Origin of the sequence: Streptomyces sp. NPDC008317, from assembly GCF_042955955.1 — a bacterium.
Lineage (GTDB): Bacteria > Actinomycetota > Actinomycetes > Streptomycetales > Streptomycetaceae > Actinacidiphila.
In genome coordinates this window covers 268028-289911 of record NZ_JBIBFQ010000004.1, presented here as the reverse complement: position 1 = coordinate 289911, position 21884 = coordinate 268028, and the positions used below count along the sequence as shown (strand labels likewise).

15 protein-coding genes and 1 pseudogene are annotated in these 21884 nt (G+C 71.7%); 12 read left to right on the top strand and 4 right to left on the bottom strand.

All coding sequences use genetic code 11. From position 1 onward, the window contains the following. Positions 1 to 294: 294 nt before the first annotated feature. Entirely contained in the window at positions 295 to 2532 is a 2238-nt protein-coding gene (gene glgX / locus ACFY9V_RS14700; protein WP_391161516.1) for a glycogen debranching protein GlgX, read from the bottom strand. A gap of 399 nt (positions 2533 to 2931) precedes the next feature. Here glgX and ACFY9V_RS14695 point away from each other — a divergent pair, with 399 nt between their 5' ends. The 5 genes from ACFY9V_RS14695 (at position 2932) to ACFY9V_RS14675 (ending at position 8381) form a co-directional block, all read left to right on the top strand. After that, positions 2932 to 4179: an Ig-like domain-containing protein gene (locus ACFY9V_RS14695; protein WP_391161515.1), complete on the top strand. Its 1248-nt coding sequence runs from the start codon at positions 2932 to 2934 to the stop codon at positions 4177 to 4179. 331 nt (positions 4180 to 4510) lie between these two features. Next, entirely contained in the window at positions 4511 to 5677 is a 1167-nt protein-coding gene (locus tag ACFY9V_RS14690) for an Ig-like domain-containing protein (protein ID WP_355349352.1), read from the top strand. A gap of 112 nt (positions 5678 to 5789) precedes the next feature. Next, positions 5790 to 6557, top strand: a complete 768-nt coding sequence (locus tag ACFY9V_RS14685; RefSeq protein WP_391044672.1) for an enoyl-CoA hydratase-related protein — start codon at positions 5790 to 5792, stop codon at positions 6555 to 6557. Positions 6558 to 6888: 331 nt separating this feature from the next. Then, positions 6889 to 7380 carry an ATP-binding protein gene (locus ACFY9V_RS14680; protein ID WP_355349293.1) on the top strand — a complete coding sequence of 164 codons (492 nt, stop codon included), beginning with the start codon at positions 6889 to 6891 and terminating at the stop codon, positions 7378 to 7380. Positions 7381 to 7892: 512 nt separating this feature from the next. Continuing rightward, a complete protein-coding gene (locus ACFY9V_RS14675; RefSeq protein WP_391161514.1) occupies positions 7893 to 8381 on the top strand; it encodes a hypothetical protein in 489 nt (162 codons plus the stop codon). A 28-nt stretch (positions 8382 to 8409) separates the two neighbouring features. On the opposite strand, the gene ACFY9V_RS14670 is transcribed toward ACFY9V_RS14675, so the two are convergent. After that, a complete protein-coding gene (locus tag ACFY9V_RS14670; RefSeq protein WP_391161513.1) occupies positions 8410 to 9738 on the bottom strand; it encodes a LuxR C-terminal-related transcriptional regulator in 1329 nt (442 codons plus the stop codon). Between the two features lie 337 nt (positions 9739 to 10075). Between ACFY9V_RS14670 and ACFY9V_RS14665 the strand changes: the two genes are divergently transcribed. The 7 genes and pseudogenes from ACFY9V_RS14665 (at position 10076) to ACFY9V_RS14635 (ending at position 17223) form a co-directional block, all read left to right on the top strand. Next, positions 10076 to 11011, top strand: a complete 936-nt coding sequence (locus ACFY9V_RS14665; RefSeq protein ID WP_391161512.1) for an alcohol dehydrogenase catalytic domain-containing protein — start codon at positions 10076 to 10078, stop codon at positions 11009 to 11011. Between the two features lie 249 nt (positions 11012 to 11260). Further along, on the top strand, positions 11261 to 14062 hold the full coding sequence (locus tag ACFY9V_RS14660) for a GNAT family N-acetyltransferase (RefSeq protein ID WP_391161511.1): 2802 nt from the start codon (positions 11261 to 11263) through the stop codon (positions 14060 to 14062). Between the two features lie 139 nt (positions 14063 to 14201). Further along, positions 14202 to 14720: pseudogene (locus ACFY9V_RS14655) on the top strand (putative T7SS-secreted protein); the annotation flags it as partial. A gap of 25 nt (positions 14721 to 14745) precedes the next feature. Then, a complete protein-coding gene (locus ACFY9V_RS14650; protein ID WP_391161510.1) occupies positions 14746 to 15459 on the top strand; it encodes a hypothetical protein in 714 nt (237 codons plus the stop codon). Between the two features lie 58 nt (positions 15460 to 15517). Continuing rightward, a complete protein-coding gene (locus ACFY9V_RS14645; protein ID WP_391161509.1) occupies positions 15518 to 16228 on the top strand; it encodes a hypothetical protein in 711 nt (236 codons plus the stop codon). Continuing rightward, the gene (locus tag ACFY9V_RS14640) at positions 16225 to 16569 is read left to right on the top strand and encodes a hypothetical protein (RefSeq protein ID WP_391161508.1); all 345 of its coding nucleotides are present in this window, start codon (positions 16225 to 16227) and stop codon (positions 16567 to 16569) included. Before ACFY9V_RS14645 ends, ACFY9V_RS14640 begins: the two co-directional genes overlap by 4 nt. Positions 16570 to 16575: 6 nt before the next feature. Continuing rightward, entirely contained in the window at positions 16576 to 17223 is a 648-nt protein-coding gene (locus ACFY9V_RS14635; RefSeq protein ID WP_355349317.1) for a hypothetical protein, read from the top strand. A 109-nt stretch (positions 17224 to 17332) separates the two neighbouring features. Here the strand turns inward: ACFY9V_RS14635 and ACFY9V_RS14630 are convergent, their stop codons facing one another. Together ACFY9V_RS14630 and ACFY9V_RS14625 are read right to left on the bottom strand one after the other, a co-directional pair. Further along, the gene (locus tag ACFY9V_RS14630; RefSeq protein ID WP_391161507.1) at positions 17333 to 18781 is read right to left on the bottom strand and encodes a discoidin domain-containing protein; all 1449 of its coding nucleotides are present in this window, start codon (positions 18779 to 18781) and stop codon (positions 17333 to 17335) included. 476 nt (positions 18782 to 19257) lie between these two features. Beyond that, positions 19258 to 21666, bottom strand: coding sequence for an endonuclease/exonuclease/phosphatase family protein (locus ACFY9V_RS14625; protein ID WP_391161736.1), 2409 nt, complete (start codon positions 21664 to 21666; stop codon positions 19258 to 19260). Between the last annotated feature and the right edge of the window lie 218 nt (positions 21667 to 21884).

The window sequence follows — 21884 nt, the reverse complement described above, 5'->3', positions numbered from 1 at the left end:
TCCACCGCGGCGTCGGACAATGGCATGAGATTCGGCTGCGAAAGCGGCTCGGCGGCATCGGCCCCGGCGCGGTCGGGGCTGGGCGCGGAAGAGGTCACCAGGACATAGTGGACTGGACCATTCGGTGTCGTCCACACCGGTCCACACCGGTCCACGCCATCCCCCGCGCCGGTCAACGCACCGGTCCACGCCATCCCCCGCACCGGTCAACCCCCCGGTCAACGCACCGGCCCCCGCCACCCCCCACCCCGGCCCCCGCCACCCCCCGCCGCCCGCCCGCTCCGGTGACCGAACTCACCCGCTGAGCAGCTCTTCCCGCCCCTCCCCGCCGCCGCACGCCCGGTACAGCCGTACGGACCTCTCCGCCACCGCCACCTCCGAACCAGCCGCCGCACGCGCCCCCTCCGGCGCCGCCGTCTGCTCCTCCAGAGCGGTGTCGACGAGCAGTTCGTACGCCGCCGCCCACGGCGACCCCGGCAGCGTGAAAGCGGCGGGCCGCGACCCCGCGTGCGCGATCAGCAGGAAGCTGTCGTCCACGACCGCCTCCCCCCGCGCGTTCCGCTGCGGAATCTCCTGCCCCGACAGGAACATCCCCAGCGTCGAGCCCGGCGCGAACCAGTCCTCGTCCGTCATCTCCTCGCCGCGCGGCCCGAACCAGGCCAGATCGCGCAGCCCCTCCGGCGCCTGCGCGAGCCCGGAGAAGAAGCCGCCGCGCCGCAGCACCGGATGGGCCCTGCGCAGGGCGATCAGCCGCGCCGCGAGATCGGACAGCGACCGCCAGGCCGGATCGTCCGCCAGCGACCAGTCGATCCAGCTCACCTCGTTGTCCTGGCAGTACGCGTTGTTGTTGCCGCCCTGCGTCCGCCCCATCTCGTCGCCCGCGACCAGCATCGGCACCCCGGTGGACAGCAGCAGTGTGGAGAGCAGGTTGCGGATCTGGCGGCGGCGCAGCGCGCTGATGCCGGGGTCGTCGGTCGGCCCCTCGGCACCGCAGTTCCACGACCGGTTGCCGTCGGTGCCGTCCCGCCCGTCCTCGCCGTTGGCCTCGTTGTGCTTGCGCTCGTAGCTCACCAGGTCGCGCAGGGTGAAACCGTCGTGCGCGGTGACGAAGTTGACCGAGGCGTAAGGCCGCCGCCCGCCCCAGTCGTACAGGTCGCTCGACCCGGACAGCCGGTACGCCAGATCGCGTACGTCCCCGGCCGCGCCCCGCCAGAAGTCCCGTACGGTGTCGCGGAACCGGTCGTTCCACTCCGTCCACAGCGGCGGGAAGGCGCCCACCTGGTAGCCGCCGGAGCCCACGTCCCACGGCTCGGCGATCAGTTTGACCCGGCGCAGCACCGGGTCCTGGGCGATCACCGTGAGGAAGGGGGAGAGCATGTCCACGTCGTGCGTCGAGCGGGCCAGCGCCGCCGCCAGGTCGAACCGGAAGCCGTCCACGCCCATTTCGGTCACCCAGTAGCGCAGGCTGTCGGTGATCAGCCGCAGCACGTGCGGCTGGACGACGCTGAGGGTGTTGCCGCAGCCGGTGTAGTCGGCGTAGCGCCGCGCGTCCTGCTGGAGCCGGTAGTAACCGCGGTTGTCGATACCGCGCAGCGACAGCGTGGGGCCGCCCTCGCCGCCCTCGGCGGTGTGGTTGTAGACCACGTCGAGGATCACCTCGATGCCCGCCGCGTGCAGCGCCCGCACCATCCGCTTGAACTCGCCGACCTGTTCGCCGCGCGTGCCGCTCGCGCTGTACGCGGCGTGCGGCGCGAAGTAGCCGATCGAGTTGTAACCCCAGTAGTTGCGCAGCCCCTTGCGCTCCAGGTGCTCCTCGTGCGCGAAGTGGTGCACCGGCAGTAGCTCGACGGCGGTCACCCCGAGCCGGGTCAGATGGGCGATGGCCGCCGGGTGCGCGAGACCGGCGTACGTACCGCGCAGCTCCGGCGGAATGTCCGGGTGCGCCCGGGTGAAACCGCGCACGTGCAACTCGTAGATCACCGAGTCCGACCAGGGCGTCTTCGGCCGGTGGTCGTCCTCCCAGTCGTCGTCATCGTCGACCACGACGCCCTTGGGGACGTACGGCGCCGAGTCGCGGTTGTCGCGCACGGTGTCGGCGACCTGCCGCTCGGGCCAGTCGCGCACGTGCCCGTACACCTCGGGGACCAGCGTGAAGTCGCCGTCCACCGCCCGCGCGTACGGGTCGAGCAGCAGCTTCGCCGGATTCCAGCGGGCGCCGGTCCACGGGTCCCAGCGACCGCCGACCCGGTAGCCGTACCGCTGGCCCGGCAGCGCGTCCGGTACGAAGCCGTGCCATATCTCGTGGGTCAGCTCGGTCAGCGGCGCCCGCGTCTCGGTGCCGTCCGCGTCGAACAGGCACACCTCGACGGACTCCGCCCCGCCCGCCCACAGCGCGAAGTTGGTGCCCGCGCGCCCGCCGGGACCGGCGTGGAAACGCGCGCCGAGCGGCTGCGCCGAGCCGGGCCACACGGTCGCGAGCCGCGGCGCCACCCGCCGGTCCGACGCACCGGACGGCAGCGATACGGAAGCCACCGGCGGATTCCGCGGTACGGCCGGGGCGAGTGCGACAGACGGGTCCCGCGGTACGGCCGGGCCCGGCACCGGCGACGGCGGCGGTACGGTCGCCACCCCCGGATCGCCTGCGGGCAGCGGAAGACCCTCCGGGCGTCCCACGACGCCGTGTTCGCGTGTCTCTGACACGTGTATGCCTCCCGCGGCTCCGAAGGACCGAGCTGTGACCAGGTGCGCTGTGCCGGCAGGGCGGGCCGGGTCCGTACCGTACGCCGGGTGTCCCTCCCCGCGTCGACGGCCGTTTCCCCGCACCCGCTGCTCCATTCATTCCCACCGGGGGGTACGGAGTCACACGGTTGATCGGTGCACGTGCCGGCGGACAGCGCGTTTCCCCGGCGGCGGTCGTCTCGTTGACGGTGCGTGAAGACAGCGGTGAGGCGCGTGCTGCGCGCGGGTGCGGGAGTGGTACTGGGTGCGACGCTGATCGCGGGCTGCGGGGGACCGGGCGGGTCCGGCGGGTCCGGCGGGACGGGCGGGGGTGACGACCGGGCGCCGAGCGCCACGTCGACCGACACCTCGACCGCCGTACCGGACGTCTCGCAGGCGGCCATCACCGTATCGCCCGGCGACGGCGCGAAGGACGTACCCGCCAGCGGGACGCTGCGCGTCACCGTCGGCCAGGGCAAGCTCACCGGGGTCACCGCCAAGAGCGCGGACGGCACCCCCGTGCCCGGCACCCTCGCCGCCGACGGCAGCGGCTGGCAGCCCACCGGACGCCTCGCGCTGGCCACCCGCTACACCGTCGACGCCTACGCGGTCGACGAGCAGGGCCGCCCGGCCGCCAAGCACGCCGACTTCACCACCCTCGTGCCGCAGCACACCTTCATCGGCTTCTTCACCCCGGAGAACGGCTCGACCGTCGGCGTCGGCATGATCGTCTCGCTGAGGTTCAACCGCCCGGTCACCGACCGCGCCGCCGTCGAACGCGCCATCACGGTCACGTCCGTACCCGCCGTCACCGTCACCGGCCACTGGTTCGGCGGCCAGCGGCTCGACCTGCGCCCCGCCGACTACTGGAAGGCCGGCACCCGCGTCACCCTCCACCTGCGGCTGCGCGACGTCCAGGGCGCGCCCGGCGTCTACGGCACCCAGTCCAAGGACGTGCGGTTCACCATCGGCCGCGACCAGCGCAGCACCGTGGACGCGGTGGCGCACACCCTGGTCGTCCGGCGCGGCGGCGCGGTCGTGCGCACCCTCCCCGCCTCGACCGGCGCGCCCCAGCACACCACGTACGACGGCGTGATGGTCATCGCCGAGAAGCACGCCGTCACGCGCATGAACGGCCAGACGGTCGGCTTCGGCGGCGAATACGACATCCCGGACGTCCCGCACGCGATGCGGCTGACCAACTCCGGCACCTTCGTGCACGGCAACTACTGGTCGCCCGCCGGGGTCTTCGGCACCACCAACGTCAGCCACGGCTGCATCGGGCTGCGCGACGTCAAGGGCGGCAGCGCCACCAGCCCGGCGGGCTGGTTCTTCGACCACTCCCTGGTCGGCGACCCGATCCGCGTGACCAACTCCCATGACCGCACGGTCGCCGCCGACAACGGGATGGGCGGCTGGAATCTCAGCTGGGCCCAGTGGCAGGCGGGTTCCGCGCTGTAGCGGCGGCCCCGCCCGTCCCGCGCGCGGGCTCGCCAGTCCGCCGCCCCCGTCCCGCATGCGCGGGCTCCCCGTCCGCCGCCCGTCCGCGCACGCAGGCTCCCCGTCCGCCGCACCCCCACTACACCCCCGACCGGCCCCGGTCCACAGCCATCTGGGACGGAACGGTGACAATCTCGTGAGCACTCGCGCTTGTTCCGTGTGATTGTCTTGCGCTGACCAGGGGAGTTCAGGTGTTCCGGGCGGTAGGGGAGAGCAAGAGTTGAAGCCGATATTGGCTGCGCCGGGTATCAGGAGAAACGTTCTGGTGCTGGCGCTCGGAGCGTTGCTGCTGATGGTCACCGCGTGCGGTGGCGGCGGTGGCGGCGGCAAGTCCGGCAGTGGGAACGGCTCCACGTCGGCCTCGAACGGCAAGGCGAACGCGTCGGACACGGTCGCCTCGACCGCCGTCGTGACGATCCTGCCGAAGGACGGCTCGACCGAGGTGTCGACCACGGGGACGCTGAAGGTCACGGCGCAGGGCGGCAAGCTCTCGTCGGTCGTCGTGAAGGACGACAAGGGCACGGAGGTGGAGGGCGCGATCTCCGCCGACGGCGCCGGATGGGTGCCGGCCGGGCACCTGGACACGTCCACGCAGTACTCGGTGGACGCGGTCGCCAAGGACGACGCGGGACGTGAGTCCGACAAGCACTCCAGCTTCACCACGGTCACCCCGAAGAACACCTTCGTCGGTTACTACACGCCGGAGGACGGTTCGACCGTCGGCGTCGGCATGGAGGTCTTCCTCAACTTCAACCGGCCGATCACGAACAAGAAGGCCGTCGAGGAAGGCGTCAAGGTCACCGCGAGCCCGTCGGTCCCGGTCGCCGCGCACTGGTACGGCGACCAGCAGCTCTACATCCGCCCGCAGGAGTACTGGGCGGCCGGTACGAAGGTCACGCTGAGCCTCAACCTCAACGGTGTCGAGGGCGCCCCCGGCGTCTACGGCAAGCAGCACAAGGACGTCCACTTCACCGTCGGCCGCCGCCAGGTGAGCATCGTGGACGCGGCCAAGCACACCATGACCGTCTACCGCGACAACAAGGTGCTGCGCACCATCCCGATCTCCTCGGGCGCGCCGGACCACACCACGTACAACGGCAAGATGGTCATCTCCGAGAAGTACGTGACCACCCGGATGAACGGCGACACGGTCGGCTTCGGCGGTGAGTACGACATCAAGGACGTGCCGCACGCCATGCGGCTGACCACCTCGGGCACCTTCATCCACGGCAACTACTGGGCCGCGACCTCGGTCTTCGGCAACAGCAACACCAGCCACGGCTGCGTGGGTCTGCACGACGTGCGCGGCGCGGGTGACGCGAGCACCCCCGCGGCCTGGTTCTACAACCAGTCGATCATCGGTGACGTGGTGCAGGTGCAGAACTCCAAGGACAAGACCGTCCAGTGGTACAACGGCCTCAACGGCTGGAACCTCCCCTGGAGCGAGTGGACGTCCTGACCGGGTTCCGCATCAGGTTCCGCATCGGGTTCCGCCCGTGTGAGGCACCGCACGTGAGCCGCGACGGCCCGCCCCTGACCTGGGGCGGGCCGTCCGTCGTACGCTCGCCCGTATGACTGTGACCTTTGAAGTCGACGAAGGCGTCGGCACCGTCCGGCTCGACAGGCCGCCCATGAACGCCCTGGACTCCGGCACGCAGGACCGGCTCAAGGAGGTCGCCGAGGAGGCGGCGCGGCGTCCCGAGGTGCGGGCCGTGGTGGTGTGGGGCGGGGAGAAGGTGTTCGCGGCGGGCGCGGACATCAAGGAGATGCAGGCCATGTCGTACGAGGACATGGTCGACCGCTCGCGGGCGCTCCAGGAGTCCTTCACGGCGGTGGCGCGGATTCCCAAGCCGGTGGTGGCGGCCGTGACCGGTTACGCGCTCGGCGGCGGCTGCGAGCTGGCACTGTGTGCCGACTACCGGATCGCGGGCGAGAACGCGAAGCTCGGACAGCCGGAGATCCTGCTCGGTCTGATCCCGGGCGCGGGCGGCACCCAGCGGCTGTCCCGGCTGGTCGGTCCCTCGCGCGCCAAGGACCTGATCTTCACCGGCCGGATGGTGACGGCGCGGGAGGCGCTGTCGCTGGGTCTGGTGGACGAGGTCGTCCCGGCCGACGAGGTGTACGCGCGGGCGCGGGCCTGGGCGGAGCGGCTGGCGCGCGGTCCCGCGTACGCGCTGCGGGCCGCGAAGGAGGCCGTCGACGCGGGTCTCGAAACGGATCTGGAGACCGGGCTGACGATCGAACGCACCTTGTTCGCGGGGCTGTTCGCGACGGCGGACCGCGAGACGGGGATGCGCAGCTTCGTCGAGGACGGACCGGGGAAGGCCACCTTCCGCTGAGCCCGCGGATGCTGACGCGTGGTCAGCCGGGGACGGCGATCCGACGCACATGCGGCTGAGCGTCGAACGGGTGCTCGGCTGACGGCGCGTCAGAGGTGACGCAGGGTGCGCGGCTCACCTTAAGGCAACCTTATGCCAGCCTTAAGGAATAGGAGGCCGCCACCATCCGCTGTGATGGTTGCATACGTCAACTCCACTGATCAGCAGGGCCGTTGAGGGGTGTTCTGTGCCCAGGGCATATGCCTAGTCACAGGCGTGGGGCGGCGTACTCCGTCGGACGAATTCCCCCGGTTACCCCTCGGAGCGCTGCAATTGCAGCCATCATGAAGTCATGGCGGGCCGGGGAGCATCTGAGCAGCCGCAGCGGGTGGACACCGCCGCGGGTGCGGTTCCCGTTCTCACCGACGACACGGCGGCCAAGGCCCTCGATCTGTACGGCGACCCGTCCGTCCAGGAGGTCCATCTGACCTCCCGTCCCGAATCCGCCTCCACCGCCCGGCGCCTGGCGCTCTCCGTGGTACGGGTCTGGGGCCTCCCGCAGTTCGCCGACACCGTGGAACTGCTCGTCTCCGAACTCGTGGGCAACGCCGTACGGCACACCGGGGCGCGGACGTTCGGGCTGCGGATGCACTGGCGCCGGGGCTGGGTCAGGGTCGAGGTGCGGGACCCCTCGCGGGCGCTGCCCTGCCTGCTGCCGGTCCGCGGCCTGGACGCCAGCGGCCGGGGCCTGTTCCTGGTGGACAAGCTCTCCGACCGCTGGGGTGTCGACCTCCAGCCGCGCGGCAAGACGACATGGTTCGAACTGCGGGTCCCGGAGCGGTAGTTCGCGCCCGGCGCGGGAGTCGGGGCCGTCGTGCGGGGGCATCGGGGCCGTACCGCCGTGACAGGCCCGGATATTGTGAAGAGGCCCTTCGCGTCGTGGTAACGACTGCGCAAGGGCCTCTTCGAACCGCCGCGAAGCAAGGGGGGTGTGGTTCGCGGCGTCTGTGGAACGGCCGAGCGCGGGTCGGTGCGGGCCGTTGAGAAGACTCTGGCACGCAGTGCCAGGCATGGTCAAACGCGTATATGGCTCACATCTGGACAAAAGAGGCATTGTGCCGCGCAAAGCAAGGGTGATGTGCGCCACCCGCCTTGTAAACCATGGATAAGTACGTTCATCTTCTTCTAATGATCGGAACCCTCGGGGATGTGGGGGGTACGCCCCTGAGGAGGGGTGGGGGTAGCCCCCACACGCAATGGGGGACACACCTGATGGGCCCGCGCGCGGCCGTGCGGAAGAGTCGGTGACACGACGACGGGCGCCCTCAGCGGCCGTCACCGACACAGGAGTTGACCATGGCCGCCAGCACGGCGATCACCGGCCCGGCGGCCATCGCGTCCCCGTCCTCGCGCACCGCGGCCCTCGCCTCCTTCGTGCGCTTCGTGCTGTGCGGCGGCGGAGTCACCGTCCTCGCCAGCGGCGTCCTCCTGCTGATCGGCGACAGCGTCCCCCTCGCCCTGTCCAACGCCGTCGTCACCATCGGCTCCACGGTCCTGGCCACCGAACTCCACGGCCGCTTCACCTTCGGCCGGGGCGGCGCCACCTGGTCCGACCACTGCGCCTGCGCGCTCACCGTCCTGCTGTCGTACCTCTTCACCACCGGGGCGCTGCTCGCCTACGCCTCCGCGTATCCGTCCGGCGACGCCCTCACCCGGCAGGGCGTCTACATCGCGGCCTCCGCCCTCGCCGGCCTCGGCCGCTTTCTGCTCCTGCGGCTCGTCGTCTTCCGGTCGGCCCGCGGCGGTGTCCGGCTCGGCCGCGCGGCGGTCGCCGTCGCGGCCTGACGCCCGACCGGTGACCGCTGCCCGCGGTCTACGCGGTGGCCGCCGCCGTACGGGCGAGGGCGGCGGCCTCGCCGCGGGAGGCGACGCCGAGCTTGGCGAGGATGTTGGCGACGTGGAATTTCACGGTGGACTCGCTGATGTGGAGGGCGAGGGCGATCTCGCGGTTGCGGCGCCCGAGGGCGAGCTCTTCGAGGACCTGCCGTTCCCTCGGATGGAGGGCGTCCAGCGGCCCGGCCGCAGCGGGGGCCGCCGGGAGGTCGGGGGACAGCGGCAGGGTGACGGTGAGGGTGGAGCCCCAGCCGGGCAGGGCGTCGAGGACGAGCCGCCCGCCGAGCGCCGTGAGCCGGTCGGTGAAGCGGTGGACGGCGAGCGCCTCCGGGGCGAGCAGGCCGGGCCCGTCGTCGCGTACCAGCACGCGGAGCGTGTCCTCGTCGAGCTGCCAGCTCACATGGAGCCGCCCCAGGTCGCCCTGCTCCAGCATGGCCAGGACGGCCCCGCGTACCGCCGCCCGCGCGCCGTGGGCCACGTCGGCGGCCAGCGTGCGGCGGGAGGCGGGAGGTCGCAGGTCCAGCTCGACGGGGCTGTAGCGCAGCAGCGGGCGCAGCTCGGCGGTGAGGCGGCCGAAGGCGGCGTCCGCGGGCTCCTCGCTCAGCTCCCGGTCCAGGTCGGCGCCCGCGCGCAGGTCGATCAGGGCCGCGACGGCCAGGTCCACGGCGCCGCGCCGCGCGGCGGTGTCGTCCAGCGACGCGGCGCGCAGCGTACCGAGGATCGCCGACAGTACGGAGGAGTGCGCGTCGGTCAGCTCCGCGATGGCTCGCGCCCTGGCCGCGGCGGCGGCCCGCGAACTGGCCGCCTGCGTCGGTCCTGCCTCCGCCATCCGGCGCTCCTGGTTGACGGTGACCAGGTCCCACAGGCCCTGCGCCACCGCCGTGACGTCGGCGTCCAGCGGCTCGGCCGAGGAGCGTACGACGACCAGCAGCGGGCCCGCGCCCGCGCCCGTGTCGGCGGCCTCGGTGGTCTCGGCGGGCTCGGCGAACTCACGCGCGGAGGCGACGGCGAGCACCGGGTGCGGCGCCCCGGCCAGCACCGCCTCGCCCTGCCAGGGCGCGCCCGCCGTCACCCGCCCGGCCAGGCGCGTCAGTTCGGCGCCGGTGATCCGGCCGGTCAGCTCCTCATCGCCGAAGGCCGCCGTCGGAGTGAACGTGCAGACGGCGCTCCGCCGGGCGACCGCCCGGTGCGGCACCAGGTCGGTCAGCACCTCCGACAGCCGCCGCATGGTGTCGGGCAGCGGTGCGCGGGTGACGACCAGGGCCCGCGCGAGGGCGTCCTGCGGGCGGATTCCGTCATGGCTCGGCATGCCTCCCGAGCGTACGGCGGCGATGATGGGCGCGGACTGTCCTTTCGGCCGGGCGGAACCGTCCGAACGGCGGGCCGGGTCGGCGGCGGCCCGCGGCGATGCTGGGAAGTGCCCTGAAGGACCCCGGGGAGTGCCGGGGACACCCGGGGAGTTCCCCGGGACACCCGGGGAATGCCCGGGGACGCCCGGGGAACGCCTAGGAGGTGCCGGCGGAACGCCCGGGGAATGCCGCCGTCGCACCGGGGCGCCGCGTCTCCTCGGGCGCCCGCCAAGGCAATTGCTTCAGGTTTCCGAATGTTCTCGAATATTTTCGAGCCCTCCGAAGGATTGTGAACCCATGACGAAGTCCATCGCCTTCACCGAATACGGCTCCGCGGACGTGCTGCGGGCCGTGGACACCGACGTGCCGGAGCCGGGCCCCGGCCAGGTGCGGATCACGGTGCGCACGGCGGGCGTGAACCCGCTCGACAGCAAGATCCGCGCCGGTTACATGGAGCAGGTCTTCCCCGTGGACTTCCCGCATGTGCCGGGCCTTGAGGTGGCGGGTGTCGTCGAGGCGCTGGGCGAGGGCGTCGAGGGCCTGGCGGTCGGCGACGACGTCTTCGGCCAGACCGCCACCGGCGCCTACGCCGAGCGGGCGCTCGCCGAGGTCGCGAAGGTCGCCCTCAAGCCCGGCACGCTGAGCTGGGAGCAGGCGGCGGCGCTGCCGGTCGCGGCGGAGACCGCGTATCGCGCGCTCGACATGCTCAAGGTGCGGCCCGGCGAGACGCTGCTGATCCACGGCGCGGCGGGCGGCGTCGGCACCGTCGCCGTACAGTTCGCGGTCGCGCGCGGCGTCAAGGTCGTCGGCACGGCGAGCGAGGCCAACCACGAGCACCTGCGGGCGCTCGGCGCGGTCCCGGTCGCCTACGGGGACGGGCTGGTGGAACGGGTGCGGGCCGCCGCACCCGAGGGGATCGACGCTGCGCTCGACGCGGCCGGGCGGGGCGACGCGCTCCAGGCGTCGGTCGAGCTGACCGGCGGCACCGAGCGGGTGCTGTCCATCGCCGACGCGCCGGGCGCGGGCAAGCTCGGCGTCCGCTTCACCTCGGGCGCCGAGGGGTACTACGGCGAGCCCGCCTTCGCGGAGGCGCTGGCGCTGTTCGCCGCGGACAAGCTGACCATCGCCGTCCACGAGGTGTTCCCGCTGGAGGCGGCGGCCGACGCGCAGCGCGCGAGCGAGGCCGGGCACCTGACCGGCAAGATCGTGCTCAAGGTGTCCGAGGGCGTCTGACGCGCGGACCCGGGGACGCGGCGTGACGGCGGGCGGTACGGGCGGGCTCCGTACCGCCCGCAGCCGTACCGCCCGCCGCCGTGTGGCCCGCGATCCCTGTGAGGTCCCCGGCCTTTGTGGGGTCCCCGGCCCTCGTGGGGTCCCCGGCCCCTGTGGGTCCCCAGCCCCTGTGAGGTGTCCGGCCCTCGTGAGGTCCCCGATTCCTGTTAAGTTAGGGCACCCTAACCTTAATGATCAGAGGGAGTCAGGGTGAGCAGCGAGGTCTTCAGGGACGCCTGGGGCATCCCCCACCTCCGCGCGGACAGCGCCCGCGAACTCGCCTTCGCTCAAGGCCGGAACGCCGCCGTCGACCGGGCCTGGCAGCTGGAGACCGAACGGCACCGCGCGGAGGGCGGCACCGCCGCGTTCCTCGGCGCCGACGCCGTCGAGTGGGACCGCTTCGCCCGCCGCGCGCTGCTGGCCGACACCGCCCGCCGCTGCCACGCCCGGCTCGACCGGGACACCGCGCGGTGGGTCGCCGCCTACGTGGACGGCGTCAACGCCGGGCTGCCCCAAGGCGCGGCGCAGGCACCGGAGTTCGCCGCCACCGGCCTCGCACCCGGCCGCTGGCAGCCCTGGACGCCGCTGGCCGTCTGGCTCTCCACCCACATCCTCTTCGCGGGCTTCCCCGCCAAACTCTGGCGGTACGAGGCGGCCCGGCGGCTCGGCCCGGACGCCGTCGCGGCCTTCGCCACCGACGGGCCCGGCACCGCGGGCAGCAACGGCTGGCTGATCACCGGGGACCGCACCGCCACGGGCGCGGCGCTCCTCGCGGGCGACCCGCACCGCTTCATCGAGGCACCGGGCGTCTACCAGCAGATCCGCCTGGCCTGCCCGGAGTTCGACGTCGTCGGCCTCGCCGTCCCCGGCGTCCCGGGCCTCGCCCACTTCGGCCACACCGGCCGGGTCGCCTGGGCCATCACCAACGCCATGGCCGACTACCAGGACCTCTACCGCGAACACCTGCGCCGCGCCCCCGACGGCTCCGTCCGGGCCCTCGGCCCCGACGGCTGGGAGCCCGCCGCTTCCCGTACCGAGTCCGTCGCCGTCGCGGACGCCGACCCCGTCCGCGTCGAGATCGTCGAGACCGCACGCGGCCCGGTGATCATCGGCGGCCCCGACGCGCCGGAGAACCCCGACGCGCCCGAGACCCCCGCCGCGTCGGACGGCGGCGCGTCGGACGGCGGCGCGGACACCATCTGGAACGCCGTCAGCCTGCGCTGTCCCGCCCGCGCCGGAGCCGAACTCGGCTTCTCCGCACTGCCGTCGCTGCTGCGCGCCACCACCGTCGGCGACGTCGACCGGGCGCTGGACGGCTGGGTCGAGCCGGTCAACGTCGTGCAGGCCGCCGACGCCGAGGGCGGCCTCCTGCACCGGACGGCGGGCCGGGTGCCCGTACGGCATCCGGACAACTCCCTGTACGCCGTGCCCGCGTGGCGGAAGGAGCACGCGTGGACCGGCGCCTACGCGCCCCTGCCGCGCGCCGACGTCCGCGACGGCCTCGCGGTGATGGCCAACGCGCGCGAACTGGCCGCCCCGCTCGGCACGGAATTCGCCGCGCCGCACCGCGCGCGCCGCATCCGCCGCCTACTGGCATCCGCCGACGACTGGACGGCGGACGGCATGGGGGCGATCCACACCGACGTCCATCTCGGCTCCGCCCGCGCCCTGTTGGACCACGTGGCCGACCTCCAGGGCCCTGACACGCCGCCGCTGAGCCCCGCGGCCTCCGCTCTCGGCGCGCGGCTCCTGCGCTGGGACCGGCGGATGGCGGCCGAGAGCACTGACGCCGCGTCATACGCCGTACTGCGGGCGGCGGTCGTCCGCGGTCTCGCCGCGCACTCCGCGCTCGCCCCGCTGGCCGAACTCGTCCATCCGCCGTCGTATCCCGCGACGTTCACGCCGTGGCTGGCACTGGTGCCCCGGGTGGCGTTCGCGCTGGAGACGCTGCTGGGCGGCGGGCTCATACCCGCGCGGGACCGGGCCGAGATCGTACGGGCCGCGCTGGAGGAGACGGCGGGGGCCGGTGCGGGGGAGGCGGGTGCGGGGGAGCGGACCTGGGGGGAACTGCACCGGCTCGCGCCCTGGCAGGCGCTGCCGCCCGACGCGTACGGGCACGCGCCCGAGGTGTGGCCGGGGCTGGCGGGGGACCACGACTGCGTGCTGTCCACGTCCAGCGTCCCCGGCATCACCCACCACAGCCTGCGCGGGCCCGCCGCCCGCTACGTATGGGATCTGGCCGACCGTGAGAACAGCCGGTGGGTCGTGCCCTTCGGAGCGAGCGGAGTGCCCGGCGGCCCGCACCACCGCGACCAGCTTCCGTACTGGCTGCGCGGCGACCTCGTCCCCGTGGTCACCGACTGGACCCGACTCACCAGGGAGACCTCTGTGCCCGAAGCCCCCGAAGCCCCCGAAGCCCCGAAAGCACCCGAAGCGCCTGCCGCTGGCCCCGCTGGAGCCGCCGCCTTTCACGGGCCGCCCGCCGGCTTCGGGACCGTCCGCTTCGTGCCCGTCGACCCCGACCGGGACATCGACCTCATCCACGCGTGGGTCACCCAGGAGCGGGGCCGGTTCTGGGGCATGGGCGACGCGACCCGCGACCAGGTGCGCGAGATCTACGCCTTCCTGGACTCGCTCGACACCCACCACGCCTATCTGGTCCGCCGCGACGACCGCCCCGTGGCCCTCTTCCAGACCTACCAGCCGGAGGCCGACCCCATCGGCGACTTCTACGAGCGGCTGCCCGGCGACGTCGGCGTCCACGTCTTCGTCGGCCCCATCGACCCCGGCGCCGAACGCGAACCCGACTACACGCGGCACCTGTTGACCGCCTTCCTCGCCCACGTCTTCGCCGACCCCGCCTGCCGCCGTATCGTCGCGGAACCCGACGCCCGCAACACCCGCGCGATCGACCGTCTCCTCAGCACCGGCTTCACCCTCGGCCCCCGCGTCGAACTCCCGGACAAACCCGCTCAGTTCGTCTTCCTCACACGCGACTTGACCACTGGTTGACCAAAAGAAAGCCGATACCGCGACCGGGAACCCTTCAGGTAGCGTGAAACGTCTCTACTGATGATCAGCTGTTGATCACCGGTTCACCACCCGTGAACACCACCCGCTGAACACCACGCGCCGACGGGGGAATTGACGCATGGGTGGTCCGAGCGACTGGCACATACTCGACATGGATCGCGATCCGGTTCCGGGTGACGCGTCGCGGGTGAAGACGTTGTCGCGGCAGTTGCACGAGTTCGCGGACGATGTGGGCGGCGCGCTGCGGCTGGTGAAGGGGATGCAGTCGGAGGACGCGATCCTGGCGTGGGCGGGGCTATCGGCGGACGCGTTCCGGGAGGAGTTCGGGTCGACGCCGAAGAATCTCGACAAGCTGCATACGTCGTACCGGATCGCGGCAGAGGCGCTGGAGTCGTACTGGCCGGATCTGGAGCACGCGCAGTACCAGGCGGACCGCGCCCTGGCCGACGGGCGCACGGCGCATGCCCGGCTGGTCTCCGCGCAGAGCGGTCTGAACGGTGCGCAGGACTGGGTGCACACGGCCACGTCGACCGCCGACTCGTACGATCCGGCGAAGAACCACGGCGCGACCGTCCCGCCGCCCGATTCGGACCAGGTCCGCCAGGCCACCCGTGACCTGGCCGCCGCCAAGGCCCGTCGGGCCGACGCCCAGCTTGTGGGACGTGCTCTTCGCCGTCCTGGACTGCGTCCCCATGACCAAGGGCCTGACCTCCCTCGGCAAGCTCGCCGAGCTCTACAAGGCGGGCGGCCTGCTCAAGATCGGTGCCCACGCGCTGGGTTCGGCCAAGGGCGCGCTCAAGAACATGGCATCGCTGATCCGGGACGGCGGCGAGGGTCTCCGGGCGATCACGGTCGCCTTCAAGGGCGGCGACCGGCTGCCCGGCGGCACCATTCCCTTCCGCGATCTGTCACCGAAGGCCAAGCAGTTGGTGAAGGCGCTGGAGGACGGCCACATCCAGATCCGCCCCGCCGAGGTGAATGTCACCCACCTCGCGGAACTCCAGAAATTCGCGGGTGTGGAACACGCCATCGTCCAGGGCCCCGGCGGCGAACTGCGGCTTTTCCGGGGCACGGAGATCGGCAGTTCCATTCCGAAGGACCTGCGCGGCCGGGGCTACAAGTTCACCGTCCACACCCACCCCGAGGACCGCATACCGGGGCCGCCGACCGATATCGAACGGGCCCGGGGAATGCGGAACAGTATGCAGTTCGACCTCGACAACAAGGCGAGCAGGCACGTGGAAGCCGTGGTCAGCCGCGACGGCAATGTCACGTTCTTCGACCACAACGGAATTATCGACGTGCCACAGGGGCAATATCCGCCGGGCGGTCCCATGAATGACCGCGGGTACGTGGTGAGAGTGCCTCATGTATAGTCGGCGTGAATCACCTTCAGCGACGGCATTGAGTGTGAGTACGGAGGATTCGGGCGCGATGAACGGACCCAACGCCTGCCAGTTCTGCGGACGTTATGTCCTCCAGGTGCCGGGCTGGACCACGTTCGTGAAGAGCTACCGAATGCTGCTGGCGCCCTGGGACCCCCAAGAGGGGTTCCTGGAAGGCTCCTTCCACCACTCGTGCCTGCGCACCTCCCCGTACCGGCGGGAGTTCCGCGCGGACGCGCTGCGGCAGCTCACCCAGGGCGACCACGACGTGGAGGTCGAGTTCGAGGGGCGGACCCGGCAGCAGCGCCGCCCCGGAATGGCCTTCACCGAGCAGGTGTTCTTCGGCGCGTCCGGCGAGCTGTTCCGCCATGCCAACGTCGACAGCTGGGTGTTCGTCGAGAAGGACGGCCCCTGGCATTTCCTCTCCGCCGACGACGTGCGGACGCTCGCCGCAGGGAGTCCGCTGCGGAAGTCCTCGGAAGCCGGTACGACACGGCTGCCGAGCGACCCCGGCGAATCCGTCGCCGAATGGACGCTGCCGGAACTGCTCGACTTCCTCGAAGTCCGCGACCTCTACCAGGAAGTGCTCGACCGGCTCGAACCCGAATACACCTTCTGGGAGTACAACGCCATCGCGCCGAAATACTTCCTCGACTACTCGGTGGACTGCGTCCAGCCGCTCCCCGCCGAACTGGCCGCATTCTGCGCCACCTACACGTACCGCGCCCGCAGCCTGGACTGGGAGGACGGCGACGCATGAGCGAGGACCGGCTGGCGATACCGCTCGACCTGCTGGAGGACTTCGCCACGATGCTCGGGTTGATCACCAAGCGGCTCGACGACACGAAGGCGACCCTGCGGGCCTTCGAGGACGACATGGGCGACGGCAGCGTCGCCGGCGCGCTCGACCACTTCCAGTCCAACTGGAAGGACGGCAGGGGCGACATCCACAAGCAGCTCACCGGCCTGGAGAAGATGGCGACCACCGTGGTCAGCGAGATCCGCAAGGTGGACACCGACCTGGCCAAGCAGCTCGCCGACTCCACCGAGAGCGCCCCCGGCCCGCAGCAGGGGCCCGCCCCGCACGGCACGAAGGAATAGCCGGTCATGAACGAGAGCACGCCGGAAGCCCCCGCCGCCCCGCCGGTCGGCGTCTCCCTGTCCGTACCCGAGTCGTGGTGGGAGTTCGACGTACGGCCCGAGGGCCGCGAGGAGACCGTCCGCGCGCTGATCGACGCGCGCGTCCGGGCCGTCCCCGAACTGGCCCCGTACCGCAAGGACCTGGTCGCGCTGCTGCGCCGGATGGCCCGTGACGCCCATGACGCGGGGGCGCTCTACTGCGGCTGCATGGCCGAGAACTTCGAGGGCGTCCCGCTGACCGCGATGGTCACCGTCACCGTCGTGAGCGCCACCGGCTCCCAGGGCTCCACGCTGAGCACCGACCCGCGCGTCATCGCCGACACGCTCAGGACGATCACCCCCCGCCGCGAAGGCGACGCCTGGCGGCGGGTCACCACCGTCGAGATCCCCGAAGTCGGCCTGTGCGCCCGCACGGTGGGCGTCGAGGACGTCCCCGTCGAGCAGGGCGACACCCGCACGGTCCGGATGGCGCTCACCCAGACCTACATCCCCGTTCCCGGCCGCCCCGCCGAGATCGTCCTCGTCTCCGGCGCCAGCCCCGTCCTCGACCTCGCCGAAGCGTTCCACGACATCTTCGACGCGGTGACGAGCACCTTCCGCTTCGCGACGGCGTAGGGCACGCGGCGGTACGCGGCGAGGGCGGGCGGGCCCGGCAGGGGGTCCGCCCGCCCTGGTACGCGGGGGAGGCGTTCAGCTCTCCTGGAGGTGCGGGCTTCGGGCGGTGTCAGCTTCCGAAGACCTGGAAGTCCCAGAGGGAGTAGCCGTAGGCCGTGGCGCGTTGGGTGCCGTACACGCGGATGTAGCGGCCGGTGCAGTTGACGTTGAGGGTCTGGAGGCCGCCGGTGCCCGCCGTGGTGCTGTAGCAACTGGTCCAGTTGGTGCCGTCGTTGGAGACCTGGATCTGGAACGCCTTGGCGTAGGCGGCCTCCCAGTTGAGCTTGACCTGGTTGACGGCGTGCGAGGCGCCGAGGTCGACGCGCAGCCACTGCGGGTCGCTGAAGGCGCTGGACCAGCGGGTGGTGGTGCTGTTGTCGACGGCGGCCGAGGCGGGGGTGCCCGCGTTCTCCGTGGAGGAGGCCGTCGCGGGCTTGTTCAGCGCCAGGTTGGTGCCGTTGGACGGCGGAGTGGTGCTGCCCGGGCCCTTGTTGTAGACGGCCACGTAGTCGATGTTCATCTGGCCGCCGCTGACGGTCGCCGCGTTGGGGCCGCCGCCGAAGGCGTCGGGGAAGCCGCCGCCCATCGCGAGGTCGTAGATGATGAAGAACGGGTGGTCCACCGCGTTGGCCCAGGTCGTGGCGTCGACCTGATTGGCGTTGACGGTGAAGTAGTTGGCGCCGTCCAGGTACCAGCGGATCTGCTCGGGCGAGACCGAGCGGTCGATCTGCACGGCGTAGGTGTGGTAGCCGGTCTGGCAGCCGGAGCAGGCGCGTTCACCGCTGCCGATGCCGGTGGACTCGTTGCACGGACCGCCGGGGTTGACACCGCAGTGCAGCGTGCCGAACACCGAACTGCGGGAGTTGATGTCCTCCATGATGTCGACCTCGCCGGAGGTCGGCCATGTGGTGCCGGTGCGCAGCGTCGAGCCGAGCATCCAGAACGCGGGCCAGTAGCCGGCGCCGTTGGCGGTCGTCAGATTCGGCTGCTGGATCGACGACTGCATCATCACGACGCCGCCGGGGGGCGCACCGAAGGACGACGACTGCGTCTCGATCCGGCCCGAGGTCCAGCCCGCGCGCGGGTCGCTGCCCGAGTGGAGGGCGCGCAGCACGAGATGGCCGTTGCCGTCCTGGAAGACATTGGACGTGCTGTTGGTCATCGTCTCGATCTCACCGGTGCCGAAGCTGCTGCCGGGGCCGGTGTCGTACTTCCAGTTGCCGCCGTCGACCCCGGTGCCCGAGGCGCCGTTGAAGTCGTCGCTCCAGGTGGTGGTGAAACCGGCCGGAGGGGCGGGTATGGCGGCGGGTGCGACGGCCGGGGCCGCCGCGGGGGTGGCCGCGCCGCCCGGGCTCGCCACCGCCGTCAGGCCGGCCAGGGCCAGCGCGCCGACGGCCAGTGCCGCGAGGCCGATCCGGGTGCGGGAGCGGCGCCCGCGGTGCGACGCGGCGCCGGCCGTACCGGCCCGGTCCTGAGGGTCGTGCCCGTGGTCCTGCTCTGGTGCGTGTCCGGTGGACATGCGAGATCTCCTGTCCCGACGAAGCGTTGTGGGGGGTGCGCCCGTGTGCGGAGTACGGCGTGACCGCCGCGTACGGCGTGACCGCCGTGTACGGCGGGGCCGTTGAGCGCGGCGTGACCGCTGGGTGCGGCGGGACCGCGCGTTACGGCGTAACCGTTTCCGGCGGCTCAGGGCGCGTGCGGGAGCGCTGACTGCGAGAGGCTGCCGTGTGGCATCGCGCTGCCTTCCGGCGTGGCGTGCATGAGGACTCCTGACCGGGTGGGGGACCGTGTACAGGGTGGGGCACGCTCGTGAGAGCGCTCTCTCAAACAGGTAATGGTCTATAACTCCGCCATGCGCGCGTCAAGGCGTGGGGCAGAAAAGCCGGGCAGCGCGAAGGGGCGGACCCCGCCGGGCCCGCCCCTCACATGTGCCTCACGCGTCACTCAGGCGTACGACGACCTGCGACGACGTGACGCCGTACGAATGACGACCTGCTACGGCTTGATCTTGACGACCTGCGGGTCGTGGTCGCTCGTCTGGTTGGCGAACTCCGAGTTGATGTGCACCACGTCGTAGTCGACGTGCTTCAGGCTGGGGCTGACCAGGATGTGGTCCAGCACCTGGGAGTTGCCCTCGTACACGTAGGAGTAACGTTCGTCCTTGGGCAGGGTGTTGACCAGGTCGGTGAGGACCGTGCCGTTGCCGGTGAGGGCCTGGGCGGCGGGCGAGAACTGGTAGTCGTTCAGGTCGCCGAGGACCACGACGTTGGCGTTGCGGTCGGCCTTCTCGAGCTGCTGCACGAAGTCGTGCTCCAGGATCGCCTGGCGGTTGCGCTGCACCTCCGAGCTGCGGACCGGCGGCTGGAAGCGGCTGTCGATGCCCTGGTCGCCGCCCTTGCTGTTGAAGTGGTTCGCGATCACGAACAACTTCTCGCCGCGGAAGGTGAATTCACCCACCAGCGGCTTGCGGCTGCTGTTCCACGCCGGGTCGGTGGGCGCGATGCGGCCGGGGGAGACGGTCAGCGCGGTCTTGGAGCCGGTGCCGGTGATGCCCACCGCGGTGGTGGAGTCGCCGCCGGGACGGTCGACGAAGCTGACACGGTCGGGGTTGAACAGGAACACCGAGCGGATGTTGCCGCCGGGCTCCCCGCCGTCCTTGTCGTTGACCGGGTCGATCGAGCGCCACTGGTAACTCGGTCCGCCCGCCGCCTTGATGGCGTCGGTCAGCTTGGTCAGCGTCTTGTCCGCGGCGACCGTGCCGTCGTCGGTGGCGCCGTTGTTGTCCTGGATCTCCTCCAGCGCCACGATGTCGGGCGAACGGAGGTTGGTGACCAGGCCCTTGGCGAGCGCGTCGAACTTCGACTGCGGGTTGCCGGGCGCCAGGTTCTCCACGTTGTACGTGGCGATGGTCGCCTGGTCCGACTTGGCCTTGTCGGTCACCTCGGGCTTGAGGCCACCGCTCTTGACCGTGCCGATCGTGCGCGCCTGGACGGCGAAGGTGCCCGCGTACTGGTTGTAGTCCAGCGGACCCGCCGTCGTACCGCGCAGCGTGTCGCCGACGTTCGCCACCGGGAACGCCTGCGTGGCGGTCGGGATGAGCGACTGCACCATCAGGCGGCCGGAGTTGGGCTGGTCGTAGCCCGTGTAGAGGGTGCCGCCGCGCTTGGTCTTGTTCTGGTCCGCCTTGACCGTCACCCACAGCTCGGAGTACGGGTCGGTGGCACCGACGACGCGGCTGTCACCGATCTGCACGTTCATGCCCTCGAGCGAGGCGAAGAGGTCGAGCGCGTACTCGTCGGGACGCAGCGGCAGGTTCTCGATCGTGCCGCCGCCGACGGCCGGGACGAACGCGTCGGGGACGCTCTTCTTGTCCAGGACGACGGGCGCGGGGAGCGCGTTGCCGTGCGAGACCACCGTGGCGGCGGCCTTGGTCAGCTCGGTCACCGGCTGGCCGCCGGCGGAGGTGCCGCCCGGGTAGTAGTCGGAGACGGTGCCCGCGAGCGAGACGCTGTCGCCGACCGCGACGGTCGGGGTGACCGAGCCGGTGAAGACGTAGATGCCCTCGCTGGTACGGGGGTTGGCGTCCGGCGTCGGGTCCTGCACCCAGTAGCCCTGCGAGGAGCCGAAGGAGCGGACGCCGATGACGATGCCGGTCACGCCGGTGACCGCCTTGCCCGCGAGCGGGGAGAGCCGGGTGTCGCCCTGGATGTCGTGGATCTTCGCCTCGACGCCGGTCGGGGGCGAGGTGGGCGGCGTGGTCGGCGGGGTGGTGGGGGGCGTCGTCGGGCCGCCGCCGTCACCTGCGGCGCCCGGGGTGGGCGCGCCCGCGGTGAAGTCCGCCGCGTTGTCGTCGGTGTCCGTCAGGGCGGGGCGCGCCACCGAGTCGGTGTTGCTCGCCCCGGCCGCCGGGCCGTTGCCCTCGAACACCGCGGCCGTGCCGTAGCCGACCAGGTCGCGGATGGTGCCGTCGGCGGCGCAGTCCGCCTTCGTCACGCAGGTCAGCGGGTCGGTGCCGTGCACAAGGGCGACCGTTCCCGTCGTACCGGACATGTTGATGGCGCCGACCACGTTCGGCGACGGCAGCGCCGTCGTCCCGCCGGTGCCCGCGGCCTCCTGCACCAGATACCGCGCGCCCGCGCCGAGCGACCCGGTCAGCGGCGTCACCTGCCACTTGGACGTCGGCGTCGGCGCGCCCGGCAGGTACTGCACGCTGTACCCGCTCAGGTCCAGCGGAGCGCTGCCCGAGTTGGCCAGCTCGATGAAGTCGTTCGTATACGTGGCACCGGAGTTGCCGCCGCCGCCGTACACCTCGGACACCATCACATCGGCGGACGGCGTCGCGAAGGCGGTGTGCACGCCGACCGCGGCCAGCACCACCGCGCCGGCTATCCCGATCGTGACCAGCCGCTTGCGGTTCCCGGCAGTACCGGGTCTGTCAGGGCGGGGCTCTGCCCCAGAGATGTGCGACACCGGTGAGGGTCTCCTTCGTGCGGTGCGTTGAACGCGATGAATACGTCGTGTTTCCACGTCTCATGACGGCACATCACCATGAGCCGGAATGAGCGATCCGGCTCAAGATACGCGCGTAGACCCCGCCGTAGAAGGAGCCGAGAGGTTAAATC